This is a genomic window from Leptolyngbya sp. GGD (assembly GCF_026735145.1).
GTDB classification, from domain to species: domain Bacteria; phylum Cyanobacteriota; class Cyanobacteriia; order Leptolyngbyales; family Leptolyngbyaceae; genus Leptolyngbya; species Leptolyngbya boryana.
Genome location: NZ_JAPQKE010000002.1, coordinates 699,334 through 713,199, shown reverse-complemented (window position 1 = coordinate 713,199; position 13,866 = coordinate 699,334). Strand labels below are relative to the sequence as shown.

Below are 13,866 nucleotides of genomic sequence, written 5' to 3'. Positions count from 1 at the left end.
TTCTTTTCAAAACCGCCAGCGAACTTACTTTCTGATACGGGTTGAACCCGCCGAATCTTCTAGCTGTGTGAGTAGATCATTGATTGCGGTCTGACGATCGCGGGCAGACACCTTTGATTGTTCAATCTCTTGAACGACATCAGACCATAATCCGAAGGATGCGAGCACCTCAATTCTTCGCTGCAATCGTTCTACAGGCTTGAGATTTTTGTTGAGGCGATTGAGCGCTGCGGCGACTTTCTGCCGTTGTGCAGTTGGCATGACTTCAATGTCCCACCCGATGATCACCTCATCTTTCTTCAGGTCAGCATTCCACTTTGAGAATCGCAAGACATAAGTTTTACCAGGCTCCAGTTTAGCTGTGATCGGTGTTGTCCGACTTGGCTGGATTCGTTGGCTCCAAATGGGAGAGCCTGAACCTGCCGGAAGAATTTCAGCACGATCGGGAATTAGCTTTCCATTAGGCTGCGATCGCCAAACTAAAATCGGTTGCAATGTCCATAGTTGTTGTGACAAACTGCCAGGAGTCAGCACTTGCCAACCCAAAAGACCTTCACGACCGCCGCCTCTTTTGCGAGGAAGCGGAGAACGGGAGACAATTCGCTGAAAGAATTCTTGCCAATTTGAGCGCTGTTGTGCATGAACAGGAGCATCCGCTAGCACAACAACCGGAGATGCGACCAGAAAGCTCATCAGAACTAGAGTTTGTTTAATCATTTGACTGAGGTTTGAGATTGAGTTGCGCTAGAAATGCAAGATAGGTCAGCGTGGGTAGTAGAAACGGGATCAGAACTTGGGAAGAAATGTAGAACTGTAAGCTAACTAAGCCGTAGAGAATTGGGACAATGAAAAACCATTTACAGTTGAGTTTTTTCTGAGTGATTAAAATGATTGTGCTTTTACCAGCGATCGCAGCAATGATGATAATCCAAAGATCAGGAATTGGAAGAATCATACGGTGAGCTACTAAACTATGAATCAAATAAGCATGAATTGTTCCTCCTGACATCTTTCTAGTTGCATTCGGCTGCCAAAATTTGAAGGCAAGTGGAGTACTAAAATAATCTTCCCCAGGCAGAACTCCTGCATCGAGTTGTCCACCAGGAACGACCAAGACAATTTCATTGTTCGGATTATCTCGATTCTGTAAGTATTGCCAGCTTGGAACTGCATCATAAACTTGATTGGGCGGAATTGAGAAATCGACTAAAGGGTGAAGCCAGGTTTGCCCAAATAAAGCAGAGAGTTGAGTGATTGGATGAAAATAGAGGTGTTCATTCTGCCGATTGAGTGCTTTTGGATTACACGATCGCACGACTTGGTAAGCGAAAGGGAGCATCTCAGTTTGGGCTGAAGTGTCACCAATCAATCGTGCATAAAAGGCTGGATCGCCTAGCAAGTCCATATCTCCACTGCTACCAAATTTCGTGAACTCTGGTAAAGCTGTCACCCAAGCTTGATAGGATTGAACATCTTGAGTGGCTGAGAAAACGATTTGCTTACCGGATTTAGTCGCTGATTGAAGAGATTTTGCGAAGATGCGATCGCTACTCGGTTGATGCCGAAACAATAGATAGTTAATGCCAATGACAGAACTCTCTGATTGAGAAATGCGATCGATAACTTTCGCAAGATATCGGCGATCGAGATTCTGCTCAATTAATTTGATGCCATCTTTTTGTAGGGATTCTTCATTGATTTGAATGAGCAAAGTTGAAGGGGCGGTTGCCTGAATTCCTTGGCGAGTAATCTGGCGATACAAGGCTTGTGCGAGTTGACGTTGATCAATCAGGGCACTTTGGATCGGGAGCCAACCACTTAGAATTGCGAATAAGCTGAGTACGATCGCTTCTCGGCACTTCGGTTTCCATCGTCTAAGCTGTGTCTTCCAACTCGGTGTGAAGAGCCGAAAAGGTTGAGCTTGAGGATGAGAAAATAAAGATGGAATGAGATAGGCTGAAGGATAAGTTAAATTCTTCTCTAGTTTGAGGAACTGACACGCTGAGATCGTTGCCTCTTGAGCATCTTGATGACTCGATAGATATCTTAAAAAGTGAATCAGAAAGTCTTTTGCAACATCATCACGAATTGGCTCACGCATCACAACAACTTGATTCAACCCTAGCTTGATCAGCAATTCTGCAATGCTCAAACCGTTACAGGAGTTGAAAATCGCAAATTGCAATCCGCGTTCTTGAGCCGTTTTTAGCTGCGGTGCAATTTCACTCATGAGAATTGAAGTGTTTGGAGCAATACCGAGTTCTCCGCCCGTGAGCGCGGTTTCGTTGCTATGTCCTGCAAAAAAGAGAATGTCCCAACCTTCGGGATCAGCGATCGCAGTCTTAATCTGTTGCAATAACTCAGGTGTTCGGATCGCTGGTTGCCACCCAACTAAGCTAATTTCAGTGCGATGATCTAACTGCTGTAAGGCAGCACGTTCAGCTTCAAAGTTCAAGCCAGTTTCATCGCCAAGAATGACTAAGATCCGATTTCTAGTTCGACGAACGGGTTTCGCTTGTTCAGCACAGAGAGCAACTGAAGTTCGGATCACATGAATCGGTTGACCAGAGCCGAATTCTGAGCCAATCTGCCAAGATTCCCAAGGAAGTTTAACAATCTCTGGAGAATCGCAACGCAGATAGAGGGTTGAAGTTTTAGAACGAGTAATTTGTCGTCGAATTTCTAGTAGTTCTGCGCTATTTACCCAGTAGTGAAATTCTGCTAAAAACGTGGCTTCTGCTTGAACCAGGCGAGTGCGCCAATCAATCTCAGGTTCTTCTAAGTTCAGCACGAGACCGGGACGGGCACGTAAGGTTGAGCGATAAAACTGGAGGTAAGTGTTTTTCCAGGTTTGATAGAGCGTCGTCAGGGTTTCTGGATAGATGAGTTTCGCGCTGAGCGTGTGCGCCTCATTCCAGACTAGCTCGAATAAACAAGTTTGCTCAACACGCCAGATTTTCAATAACATCGCAACAGACCTGAGTAAGGTTGAAACACAGTTGAAACAAAACGGGCGGCAGGCTTAGAGAATCTAATAGAATGCCACTTTCAGGATCAAAGCTTTTGAGTGTTAACGTAAATGTCTCGCTCCAAGCTCCAATGACTTGAGCAATGAGATAAGTCGATTGTGCTTTGGCTTCTTCCTCAATTAAGTTAGTCCCATCTGATTGAATCATAAGACGTGTGCTTGCGGTCAAGGTCGGTTTTTGGATCGATTCTAGAATGGCGGGCAAAGACCATTCTAGTTCTGAAGTTTCCTCCATTGCATGATTGAGAAAAGCACAAAGCGATTCAGCGAATCAATGATCTCTTTGGTAGGCTTTTGGGGTTTTGGACTGTTGAGCGTCTTTTTCTAATCGAGCATCGACCTGATTGCGTCGGTTTGATTCATTACTCAGTTGTTCCATGCCCTTCTCGCTCAAACTCGAATCGCAACTTTCCCGGTTACTTGTCGCTGTTCGAGACGGCGAATCGCGGTAGGAAGTTCGCTTAATGGATAACACTGATCAATCAGAGGCATGAGCTTTCCAGCTTCCATCCATGCCTTCAGAGTGAGTAGATCGGTTTGATTTGGCTTGACCGCAAAACCTTTTACTTTTCGACGGCTGATGCTGGAAATGATAGATCCAAACAATAGCACCTGGAACAGTCGAACTGTTGAACCACCGACCATCACGTAAGTCCCTTGAGGAACTAATGTTGGTAAATAGTCGAAAACAGAGCGGAAACCCGCAGCATCTAGCATCAAGTCGTATTGCTGTCTCGCTTGAGTAATGTCGATTTGCGTATAGTCAATGACGTGATCAGCCCCAAGCGATCGCACTTTTTCTAGTTTCTGCGAATTGCAAACCGCCGTCACTTCAGCCCCCAGAATTTTTGCAATCTGAACCGCAAACGATCCAACCCCACCAGACGCACCATTAATTAACACGCGCTGCCCTAGCTGAAGCTGTCCTACATCCCGCAATCCTTGCAAAGCGGTTAACGCAGCTCCGGGCACAGTCGCAGCCTCTTCAAAGCTTGCCGTGATCGGCTTATGCACTAATGCCGTTTCAGGACAACAGACATACTCAGCAAATGCCCCAAATCCACACTCCGACAAATCCCCAAACACTTCATCTCCCGGATTGAACTGAGTAACTGCTTTGCCTACGGCTTCTACGCGTCCTGCAACATCAAAACCGAGAATCTTGAGCTTGGGCTTGAGTAGCGATCCATAGATAAAACGAACTAGAAAAGGACTACCCCGCATCAGATGCCAATCGCCCGAATTGACGGATGTCGCATGAACTCTAACGAGTACACTCTGATCCGTCATCGTCGGTGAATCGACCTCCTGTAAGCTCAGGGTATCGGATGAACCATATTGGGTCTGAACGATCGCTTTCATAAATTGACCTCAGTGATAGATTACGCAACATCTGATCAACGACAAGTGCCTGCAGTCGATCGTACAAAATTTCCCCGGCTCAAATAGTGAACGATTTGCATTTGCTGGGGCTGTCCACGAGTAGGACGCAAGCTGGCGTAGAGTCCATGTGTAGAACTGCTAACAGAATAAAGCCGAAACCCATTGTTAGATTGACCGCGAAACACACCTGTAAAGGGTAACTTAGAATAGTCCGCATCTGGAGCAATGTCCTCCAGATTATTGACTCGGACGCGATTCAAGAGAGTTTGGAGGTTTCCTGCGCGATCACGACGCTGCACCGTCATATTGATCGAGGTTCCGATCGGATTTTGAGGGCGATCAGACGTGGGATTTGGCACGATGCCATTGAGTCGATAGATTAAACTACTGCCTTGATCGAGCAGAATCGTGGCTTCGCAAGTCATGGGTTTGGGTAAGACTTGAGCCGTTGCAGGCAAAACTGCACCTGCTACCAATCCAGCTAAAAGTACAGGCGCGAATACTTTAAATACCATAGGATAACTCAACCTTGATTAGGGTAATGATCGTAGGGCAGAGAACTTTGTTAGGTTTACGTTTACAGCTGATGAGGATATGCATACAGACCATCGGACACTCGAATAATTCATGTCAGTGAAGCGAATACGATACAGCTTATTGACATTTAGTTTCATTTGTGAAATTCTGTGTTTAAGTTGATGAAAATTCTTCTCATTTATTAAGGAGGGAAGAGGAGCCGATCTGCAAGAATCGTGCTTCTCCACACTGCGCTATTCAATTTCCTCAGATGCTTGTCTTACAGTCGTTTACTGAACTTAATTACTCCATGAAATTCAATCTAATCGGGTTGAACGGGCTGCTTCTGAGTGCGCTTCTTGCTGCCCCTGTACTTGCTCTAGATGAGAATCAGCATCAGGAAGCTCTTGAGAAGGGAAAAATTCCGACGCAGCTATCAGAGTTCGATCGCCCAATTACTGAAGCGCAGCAACTTTCTCAAAGCTCGATCGAGCTTGAAGCTAATTCTTCAGAAGTCCCTGAAGAAGAGATTACAGTGACAGGAACCCGAACCCCTCGTTCTGTAAGGCTCTCTCCGTCAACGGTGAATGTGATTACGAATCAGGAAATTGATCAAAACTTAGTTCAAGACTTGCGAGATTTATTTCGCTATGAGCCAAATGTTGGAGTCGGAAGCAATCGGCGCTATGGGATTCAGGATATTACGATTCGGGGGCTAGGTGGCAATCGAGTTCTGATTCAGACTGATGGGATTCGCGCTCCGAGTCAGTTTACTTTTGGGACAACTTCAGTCGGGCGGGACTATGTTGAGCTTGAAACTTTGCAAAGAGCAGAAGTGATTCGGGGAGCGGCTTCGGCGCTGTATGGCAGTGATGCATTGGGTGGAGTCGTGACGTTTAGGACGATCGAGCCTTCAGATTTGCTGAATCAGTTTGGTAAGCGGGACTCGCTGTCTGTTTTATCAACGAGCTTTGATAGTGCCGATCGCGGTTTTGTCTTTAATGGTTTGACTGCGAATCGGATCGGAAACTTAGAGCTTTTGCTCGGGTATACTCGTCGCGATAGTCAAGAAGCAAGAGTTCCAGGAAATAACGACTTTGTAGACGATCGAGGAGTGGGGCGAAATAACTATCTGGGTAAGCTAGTTTATCGTTTGAGTGAGACGAGTAGCCTTGACTTTACTGTAGAGCGATTTCTGAACTTCGATGACTTTAATGTCAGTTCGTTGACGGTTCGAGATTTGATCAGCCCAACCGGATTTCGGGGGCAGGATGAGACGATCGCTTATACGACATCGCGATCGCGCTTCAGCTTAGCTTACAACTTTGATGATCCGAACAGTCGTAGCTTTTTGAGTGGAGCAAAGCTCCAGCTTTACTATCAGAATGTGAAAATTGAAGAGGAGCGTGTTCAGGACTTTGTACGCACAGGCGCGGGAGTCGATCGACGACGATTGCGGAACTTAGAGAATTTATTTGTCGATCGAGTGTTGGGTGGCGGTGTGCAGCTTCAGAGCCAGTTCAATCTTGGCACTGTTGCAAATCGGTTAACCTATGGGATTGATGTTTCAACGACTCGAAATGAGCGGACTCGTGACGGGATTGAGCAGCGATTTAATGCAGTTGGAACTGCGATCGCAACGACGAATGTGATTGGTGCGGATAACTTTCCGGTTAAGGATTTTCCCGATTCCGATACTTTTCGATTTGGAGCTTATCTTCAGAACGAAATTGAATTTGGTAAGGCTTTTACCCTGATTCCGGGTGTAAGATTTGATGCTTATCGATTAGAGACTCGCCCAGATGCGCTCTATGCCCGGAATCCGGGTGCTGTCTCTGCGGATCTCTCCTCGTCTTCGGTTTCGCCAAGCTTAGGATTTGTTTGGCAGACCACTCCTCAACTTGCGATCGTGGGTCGATACGCGCGAGGATTTCGTGCTCCGCTCTACAGTGAGATTAATGCTGGATTCACGAATCTCACTAGCCCAACATTTCGCTATAAAACGCTCTCAAATCCTGATCTAGAACCAGAGACAAGTAATGGGTTTGAACTCGGCTTGCGGGGTGGATTTTCGCAGTTTAACTTTAGTTTGACAGGCTTCTACAACCGCTATGACAATTTCATTGAGCGATTAGCAAATGTGGGGCAAAGTTTGACGATCGTACCGGGATTACCTGTTGCTCTGTTTCAGTCTCGCAATATAGCAAAAGCTAGAATCTACGGGGTTGAACTCAGTGGACAGTATCGCTTCAGCCCGAAACCTCACGGATTAAGCTTACTCGCGAGTTTAGGATGGACTGTGGGAGATAATTTAACCACGGATCAACCCTTAGACAGTGTAGAGCCTTTTAAAGCGGTTGTTGGATTGCGCTATCGTGCGCCAGAGGATCGATGGGGAGCAGAGTTGATTGGGAGCTTTGTCGCAAAGCCAAGACTCAGTGATAGTCGTCCTGCTAGCTCATTTACACCTTCTGCTTATACGGTAGTCGATTTGACGGGGTTCTACAATATCACGCCGTTAATTAGCTTTAATGTTGGAGTGTTCAATCTATTCAATGCAGAATATTTTGAATATCAGGATGTGAGAACCTTAATCAATGCTGCTGCACCGAGAGATCTCGATCGATTCGCTCAACCCGGTACAAGTGTTCGTGCAGGCTTTACTTATCGGTTTTAACCTATGAAATTTACTCCCTTGCTCCTAGTCCTGCTGCTAGCGGCTTGTCAAACACCCGCGCCGCCTGTCAGCCAGGCTCCAACGTCTCAAACTCAGCCTGAGATCAAAACGGCTTCTAAGGTGGTTGCTCTAACTTCCTTATCCGCAGATATTGTAAATCGGTTGGATAAAACAAAGCTAGTTGCGATTTCTGGGAGCCGATTGGTCAATCAAAACCCTGACTTTGCTCAATTGCCGCGAGTCAGTGAAGGACGGACGCCACCGAACTTAGAAAAGATTGTCGCCCTCAAACCGGATCTAGTAATTGGCGCAAAAGGATTTCACGATCAAGCGTTGGCAAAGCTACAAGAATCCGGGATTCAAACCTTAGCAACTGAAGTGAATAGTTGGCGATCGCTGTCTGAACTCACTCGCACGATCGCAACAGCGCTGAATGCGAATCCCGACCCCTTAATTCAAAGCTATCAAGCCTTGCTAGAGCCTAAGCCTGCTCAAACTTCATCTGTGTTAGTTTTAGCGAGTCGGCAACCGATCCTTTCGCCCAATAAGTCAAGCTGGGCAGGCGATCTACTCAATCAGTTTGCTGTTAAAAACGTAGCCGCAGAGTTGCAGGGGTCATCTGAATTTAATGGTTATGTGACGCTCTCACCGGAGAAGCTGCTTCAGATCAATCCAGAGAAAATCATCCTCATCGATACGGGAGAAGGTGAGATCAATCAACTCAAATCGCAATCGTTTTGGAGTCAGTTAAAAGCAGTCCAGCAGCAGCAGGTTTATACAATGGATTACTTTGGATTAGTCAATCCTGGAAGTATTCGCGAGATCGAAGAAGCTTGCAAAAAACTAAAAGAGACTGTTTTCCGGTGATAGAGAATGCAATGGGCAGATTTGCAGTCCTACAGGAGTGTCTAAAATCAGAGCTTGAATCCCAAACACTTCTGCTAACCGATCGACAGTGAACACTTGATTCGGCTGACCCATTGCATTCAAATAACCTTCTTTCAGCAAACCAATACGATCGCTATATCTCGCTGCAAGATTCAACTCATGCAGAACCGTGATGATTGTAATTTGATGATCACGGTTCAACCTGCGTAAAAGTTCTAATAGCTCTAACTGATAGTGGACATCAAGATAAGTGGTTGGTTCATCTAGCAGTAAAATCTTAGGTTCTTGTGCCAATGCTAAGGCTAAAAAAGCGCGTTGTCGTTCTCCACCTGAAAGTTCTTCGACGGGACGATCAATAAAACCTTGAAGCTGAGTTTGCTCGATCGCAGTTCTTACTTTTTGCTGGTCTAAAGCGTTTAGCTCCCACTGCCACCAAGCCTGATGGGGAGAACGTCCTAGTGCGACTAATTGTTCTACGGTCAGTCCTTCGGGAATGGTTTGTTGTTGAGGCAAGAGAGAAAGCCGTTGAGCAACGATACGCGGTGGTTGCTGATGAATTGCTTTACCATCAAGCAAAACGGCTCCATGCGTCGGTGTAAGAATTCGACTGAGCAGCCGTAATAGAGTAGATTTACCTGAACCATTTGCACCGACTAAGCTTAACCATTCTCCCGCAATCAGAGACAGGTGAATATCCTGTACGATCGTGCGATCACCATATCCCCCGGTCAGTTGCTGAGTTTCTAAAAGTGGAATCTGCATCAAAATCCTCCTTGGCGACGGCGGTAAAGTAACCAAATGAACAACGGGGAGCCGAGCAAGGCAGTCACAGCACCGACTGGAAATTCAATCGAGCCAATTCGACAAAGTAAATCTGCCAATGTCAGAACTAATGCACCCGCGATTGCGCTCGTTGGCAACACCCAACGATAATCATTGCCAATGATCAATCGCACCCCATGCGGCACAACTAATCCGACAAATCCAATCAATCCCGAAATACTCACTGCGCTTGCCGCTAGTAGACTTGCAGTGGCTCCAATTAAAATTCTCGATCGAACTAATGACACACCCAAACTCACTGCCATCTCGTTCCCTAAATTGAGTAAGTTGATCGTCTTACCCAGTAAACATCCACTGATCAGCGCGATCGCAACGTAGGGCGCAACCAGATGAAGTTCTGCCCAGCCGCGCCCATTCAAGCTTCCGATTAACCAATTCAGAACGCCTTGTACCTGTCCTTCATCTGCGAATAGCAGCAGCAACGTTTGAGCAGAACCGGATAGAGTCGCGATCGCGATTCCGCCCAGAATCAATCGCTCACTCACAATTCGTCCTCCTTGATAGCCCAGGGCAAACACGATCGTCACTGAAATGAGCGCACCTATCCAAGCACCCATGGGAACGAGTGCCTGCGCTTTTAAGACTGTAATCAGAATAACAGCAATCAGACCAGCACCAGATGAAATGCCTAACACAAAGGAGTCTGCCAAACTATTTCGGAGCATTCCTTGTAGCATCGCTCCCGACATACCCAGTGAAGCACCAACTAACACGCCTGACATAATCCTAGGAATTCTCAAATCCCAGATGATTGTTTGCTGTGTTGCCTCACCTTGTCGGAATAAAGCTTGCCATAGTTCAATAACATTCAGTTTGATAGCGCCTTGGGACAGGGCAAGAATCATGGTGAGAACTAATGCGATGATCAGTCCAAGGGTGAGCAAGAGCGCTCTAAACGTAGCAGAATGGTGCTGCAAAGCTCGCGAATTAGCAGAATTCGGCTCCCCTTTTCGCAAGTCCTTTTTAACCATAAACAGTCCATCTCCAACTTTTAATCTTCAATTTTGACTCTGACTGCAACATCTAACTGAAATTGTCACACTCAATACTTGTCATTTTACAGTCTCTCATTTAATCTGAGATTAATTCTCAATAGCTTGCTATTGAATTTGTGCGGACGATCGTTCATTCGCAATTCGTTATTTAAGGAGAAAAGGCACAGACGCAAATTTCTATTGATTCTGGAAACAAGAATCCAACCCAACTGATTTGACCGTAGATGAGCATATTCAGCTCAATCTAATTTCACTTCGGTTGTAGGGTACTCTCCTCCCTCACGCTACAACCGGAGCTTTTTTGTATTTATTCGCTGCTATACTACCCATCTTAATATTATTTAATGATTAGCTATTGAGGATTTATCGCAGTAAAAATGCTAAACTCTGTTTTGAACTTATTGAGATTTATAGTCAATAAATTGACATTGTTTGACTCTCCTCAATGAGGTAGATGGAATGACTAGCATCACAGTTCAAAGAAATTTGGCGGCGATTCAGTTGTGGATTTGGATATTTCTAACGCAGGCTATGAGCATAGTCAATCGAAAGCGGTGAGAGGGAATCCGTTCTGCGGACTCGCAATCGATGAAGATAACCCATCCGATCTCACAGACGATCGCGTTCAAGCTTGGGTCACTCAACTGAAAACAGACTTTGGCATTTAGTCGAGTGATCCGTTGTTCATGCTGAAGATCTCAGCACACTCTAACTTAGGAGAAAAATAAATCATGCAAAGTTACGGAAATTCGGAAGTTCAATATGATTGGTGGGCAGGAAATGCCCGGTTTGCCAATCTATCGGGCTTATTCATTGCAGCTCACGTTGCTCAAGCTGCCCTCATTACGTTTTGGGCTGGAGCGTTTACGCTATTTGAAATCTCGCGCTATTCGCCAGAGCTTCCCATGGGTGCACAAGGATTGATCTTACTGCCGCACCTTGCAACTTTGGGGTTAGGAGTCGGTAAAGGGGGACAAATCGTCGATACCTATCCTTACTTTGTTGTGGGTGCAGTTCATTTGATTTCTTCTGCGGTATTGGGAGCAGGAGCATTGTTCCACACCTTCAGAGCGCCGCAAGATCTCAAAAAAGCAGCAGGACAAGCACGGAAGTTCCACTTTGAGTGGGAAAAGCCTGAAACCCTCGGATTTATCTTAGGTCATCATCTCTTGTTGTTAGGGATCGGCGCATTGTTGCTCGTTACCAAAGCAATGTTCTTCGGTGGAATCTATGATGCGACGATTCAAGATGTTCGTGTCGTGACTGAGCCAACGCTGAATCCAGCAATCATCTATGGATATCAAACGCATTTTGCTAGTGTAAATAACTTGGAAGATTTGGTCGGAGGACATGTCTATGTTGGATTGCTGCTCATCGGGGGTGGAATCTGGCATATTCTTGTTCCACCATTAAAGTGGGCAAGAAATCTGTTGATCTTTTCGGGTGAGGCGATTCTCTCGTATTCTTTGGGTGGAATTGCGCTCGCTGGATTTGTTGCGGCTTACTTCTGTGCAGTGAATACACTTGCTTATCCGGTTGAGTTCTACGGACCTGCACTCGAAGTTAAGCTCGGAATCACGCCTTACTTTGCGGATACCGTTCAGTTACCCATGGGCGCTCATACTCCCCGCTCTTGGTTGGCAAATGCTCATTTCTTCTTGGCGTTCTTCTTCTTACAAGGGCATCTCTGGCACGCCCTTCGAGCCATGGGCTTCGACTTCAAGCGAATTGAGAAAGCATTGAATTCAGTGCAAGTCTAGACTTTGATTTCTGATGATGGAGGAGGATTGTTCCTCTTCCGTCGATCGCACTTCAGCCATGATTTAGGAAGACCCGATGAACCATAGACCGAAAATTGAGTGGATGAATGCTAGTCAGGAACACAGCCATCATGAACTATCTCGTTCAACTTTGCCAGGTTTTCTTCTGCTGCTTTTGCATTTTTGCACTGTTAACGGGTTTCCTTTTTAGTCTTAGTTGGGCAGGACAAGACGGAATGAGGCGATTGAGGAGGCTGCATCGAATTCCTTGTAGTCGCTGTGCTTACTTCACCGGAGATTACAACCTGAAATGCACAGTTCGACCCTGTGAAGCTCTGACTGAGGCTGCTATCCAGTGTCGAGATTTTGAACCCTGCTCTGTGAGTCCAGCTATTTCCAGACCTAAGAAACATGCTCTTTACTCTTTCAACCGCTACCGCTAAGACCCATTCTGAAGAACGGTATCTCTCCTTGATCCCTCCCTGTGATGTCACTCAAGCGCGATCGTTTCGGTATCGAGAACACTTGCCCTTTACTCGGGATGGTTTGTGGAGAATTGAATCAGGCTATGTCCGAACGATTACTTGGGATGATGAAGGGACGATCTCTGCTTTAGGGATATGGGGAACTGGAGAGGTTGTCGGACATCAGCTCTCAACGATTACTCCTTACCAGATTGAATGTTTGACTCCAGTGCTAGTCAGAGAAATTCCCTTGTCAGATGATTGCACTCACTTGCTTCTATCTCACCTCCACCAGGTAGAGACCTTGCTGAATGTGACGAGCATCAAGCAGACGATGGTTCGATTGGTCAAGCTTTTAGAATGGTTAGCACAACGATTTGGCAGATTGGATGAGCAGGGATATCTCATTGATATTCCGCTTACCCACCAATGTATTTCCGAGTTAATTGGCGCGACGAGGGTAACTGTGACCCGGTCTTTAAGCGAGCTAAGACGAGCCGGAAAAATTCAGCAACTCTGCCAGCACCGAATTCTTTTACAGAATTTCAGAGCGGTCTGAAATTCATGAAAACGACCCTCAAGTAGATCTGTACGTAAGGTGGTATGCACAATTGCTGCACAATTGGCGAATCTGCTAATTGTGCAGCAATTGTGTGAAATCCTAGAACGCTAGAAAACTATAACTGCGAGGCTTGCTCTATTTTGCATCTTAGAACTGGTGAGACAAGACAGCATCAGTATGTTTGAATCGACGGACTATCGCCTGATGCTCGTGATTGAATCTGTGATCGTCGTACCTAAAAATTAAGTTTTAACGTCAGTCAATCGAAATATAGAGGATGAGCATACTGACTGTCAAACGACGCAGCGTAGTAGATTCACAATCTGTGATCAAGTTCACTTCTTCTTCGTTGCGATCGCCATTTTTACCCCATCAATTTTGCGAATTTCGTCCATGACTGCCACAAGTTGACCATGCTGCACTTTTTCATCGGCATTGATCACGACCACCGCTTGCTGATTCGCTTGCACCAAAGTTCTTACCCCAACTTGGAGGTCTGAAATCTGGACAGGGAGCTTGTTTAACGCAATTTCTCCATCCGGCTGAATGCTAACAGCAATTCTTGTTTGCTGCTGAATCTTAGCGGTTGCTGCTTGGGGAAGATTCACCGGTAAGCCTTCTGATCGGGTTAAAAACAAAGTCGAAACAATGAAAAAAGTGAGTAGTGCAAACACCACATCAATCATCGGCACAATATTGATCTGAGGCGGTTGATCGTTTTCTTCAGGAAATAGCATAAGACTTCATTCA

At 45.8% G+C, this 13,866-nt stretch carries 13 protein-coding genes; 5 read left to right on the top strand and 8 right to left on the bottom strand.

Annotation, left to right across the window (positions count from 1 at the left end; translation table 11 throughout):
• Window positions 1-24: 24 nt before the first annotated feature.
• The 5 genes from OU814_RS12145 to OU814_RS12125 form a co-directional block, all read right to left on the bottom strand.
• Window positions 25-717, bottom strand: a complete 693-nt coding sequence (locus OU814_RS12145) for a hypothetical protein (RefSeq protein ID WP_268183110.1) — start codon at window positions 715-717, stop codon at window positions 25-27.
• Window positions 710-2,968 carry a CHASE2 domain-containing protein gene (locus tag OU814_RS12140; RefSeq protein WP_268183108.1) on the bottom strand — a complete coding sequence of 753 codons (2,259 nt, stop codon included), beginning with the start codon at window positions 2,966-2,968 and terminating at the stop codon, window positions 710-712. The genes OU814_RS12145 and OU814_RS12140 overlap by 8 nt, the downstream gene beginning before the upstream one ends.
• A complete protein-coding gene (locus tag OU814_RS12135) occupies window positions 2,943-3,176 on the bottom strand; it encodes a hypothetical protein (protein WP_268183106.1) in 234 nt (77 codons plus the stop codon). The genes OU814_RS12140 and OU814_RS12135 overlap by 26 nt, the downstream gene beginning before the upstream one ends.
• A 242-nt stretch (window positions 3,177-3,418) precedes the next feature.
• Window positions 3,419-4,390 (bottom strand): NAD(P)-dependent alcohol dehydrogenase, encoded by a 972-nt coding sequence (locus OU814_RS12130; protein ID WP_017286207.1) that lies wholly within the window; start codon window positions 4,388-4,390, stop codon window positions 3,419-3,421.
• 35 nt (window positions 4,391-4,425) lie between these two features.
• Window positions 4,426-4,926 (bottom strand): hypothetical protein, encoded by a 501-nt coding sequence (locus tag OU814_RS12125; protein WP_268183105.1) that lies wholly within the window; start codon window positions 4,924-4,926, stop codon window positions 4,426-4,428.
• Between the two features lie 311 nt (window positions 4,927-5,237).
• Here OU814_RS12125 and OU814_RS12120 point away from each other — a divergent pair, with 311 nt between their 5' ends.
• Both OU814_RS12120 and OU814_RS12115 read left to right on the top strand, forming a co-directional pair.
• On the top strand, window positions 5,238-7,604 hold the full coding sequence (locus tag OU814_RS12120; protein WP_268183103.1) for a TonB-dependent hemoglobin/transferrin/lactoferrin family receptor: 2,367 nt from the start codon (window positions 5,238-5,240) through the stop codon (window positions 7,602-7,604).
• Between the two features lie 3 nt (window positions 7,605-7,607).
• Complete coding sequence (locus OU814_RS12115; protein WP_017286204.1) at window positions 7,608-8,471, top strand: ABC transporter substrate-binding protein; 864 nt, start codon at window positions 7,608-7,610, stop codon at window positions 8,469-8,471.
• On the opposite strand, the gene OU814_RS12110 is transcribed toward OU814_RS12115, so the two are convergent.
• Both OU814_RS12110 and OU814_RS12105 read right to left on the bottom strand, forming a co-directional pair.
• On the bottom strand, window positions 8,448-9,254 hold the full coding sequence (locus OU814_RS12110; RefSeq protein WP_268183100.1) for an ABC transporter ATP-binding protein: 807 nt from the start codon (window positions 9,252-9,254) through the stop codon (window positions 8,448-8,450). The two genes, OU814_RS12115 and OU814_RS12110, sit on opposite strands and share 24 nt — an antisense overlap.
• On the bottom strand, window positions 9,254-10,306 hold the full coding sequence (locus OU814_RS12105; protein ID WP_268183098.1) for a FecCD family ABC transporter permease: 1,053 nt from the start codon (window positions 10,304-10,306) through the stop codon (window positions 9,254-9,256). The genes OU814_RS12110 and OU814_RS12105 overlap by 1 nt, the downstream gene beginning before the upstream one ends.
• 527 nt (window positions 10,307-10,833) lie before the next feature.
• Here OU814_RS12105 and OU814_RS12100 point away from each other — a divergent pair.
• The 3 genes from OU814_RS12100 (at window position 10,834) to OU814_RS12090 (ending at window position 13,113) form a co-directional block, all read left to right on the top strand.
• A complete protein-coding gene (locus tag OU814_RS12100; RefSeq protein ID WP_017286201.1) occupies window positions 10,834-10,998 on the top strand; it encodes a hypothetical protein in 165 nt (54 codons plus the stop codon).
• A 63-nt stretch (window positions 10,999-11,061) separates the two neighbouring features.
• Window positions 11,062-12,090: a chlorophyll a/b binding light-harvesting protein gene (locus OU814_RS12095; RefSeq protein WP_268183095.1), complete on the top strand. Its 1,029-nt coding sequence runs from the start codon at window positions 11,062-11,064 to the stop codon at window positions 12,088-12,090.
• 411 nt (window positions 12,091-12,501) lie between these two features.
• On the top strand, window positions 12,502-13,113 hold the full coding sequence (locus OU814_RS12090; protein WP_017286199.1) for a Crp/Fnr family transcriptional regulator: 612 nt from the start codon (window positions 12,502-12,504) through the stop codon (window positions 13,111-13,113).
• Between the two features lie 338 nt (window positions 13,114-13,451).
• Here the strand turns inward: OU814_RS12090 and OU814_RS12085 are convergent, their stop codons facing one another.
• Entirely contained in the window at window positions 13,452-13,853 is a 402-nt protein-coding gene (locus OU814_RS12085) for an ExbD/TolR family protein (RefSeq protein ID WP_268183093.1), read from the bottom strand.
• Between the last annotated feature and the right edge of the window lie 13 nt (window positions 13,854-13,866).

Coding starts and splice junctions, on each gene's coding strand:
- OU814_RS12105 (WP_268183098.1), bottom strand. CDS start 10,306: ATGGTTAAAAAGGACTTGCGAAAAGGGGAGCCGAATTCTGCTAATTCG.
- OU814_RS12130 (WP_017286207.1), bottom strand. CDS start 4,390: ATGAAAGCGATCGTTCAGACCCAATATGGTTCATCCGATACCCTGAGC.
- OU814_RS12115 (WP_017286204.1), top strand. CDS start 7,608: ATGAAATTTACTCCCTTGCTCCTAGTCCTGCTGCTAGCGGCTTGTCAA.
- OU814_RS12090 (WP_017286199.1), top strand. CDS start 12,502: ATGCTCTTTACTCTTTCAACCGCTACCGCTAAGACCCATTCTGAAGAA.
- OU814_RS12095 (WP_268183095.1), top strand. CDS start 11,062: ATGCAAAGTTACGGAAATTCGGAAGTTCAATATGATTGGTGGGCAGGA.
- OU814_RS12140 (WP_268183108.1), bottom strand. CDS start 2,968: ATGTTATTGAAAATCTGGCGTGTTGAGCAAACTTGTTTATTCGAGCTA.
- OU814_RS12085 (WP_268183093.1), bottom strand. CDS start 13,853: ATGCTATTTCCTGAAGAAAACGATCAACCGCCTCAGATCAATATTGTG.
- OU814_RS12135 (WP_268183106.1), bottom strand. CDS start 3,176: ATGATTCAATCAGATGGGACTAACTTAATTGAGGAAGAAGCCAAAGCA.
- OU814_RS12145 (WP_268183110.1), bottom strand. CDS start 717: ATGATTAAACAAACTCTAGTTCTGATGAGCTTTCTGGTCGCATCTCCG.
- OU814_RS12110 (WP_268183100.1), bottom strand. CDS start 9,254: ATGCAGATTCCACTTTTAGAAACTCAGCAACTGACCGGGGGATATGGT.
- OU814_RS12120 (WP_268183103.1), top strand. CDS start 5,238: ATGAAATTCAATCTAATCGGGTTGAACGGGCTGCTTCTGAGTGCGCTT.
- OU814_RS12125 (WP_268183105.1), bottom strand. CDS start 4,926: ATGGTATTTAAAGTATTCGCGCCTGTACTTTTAGCTGGATTGGTAGCA.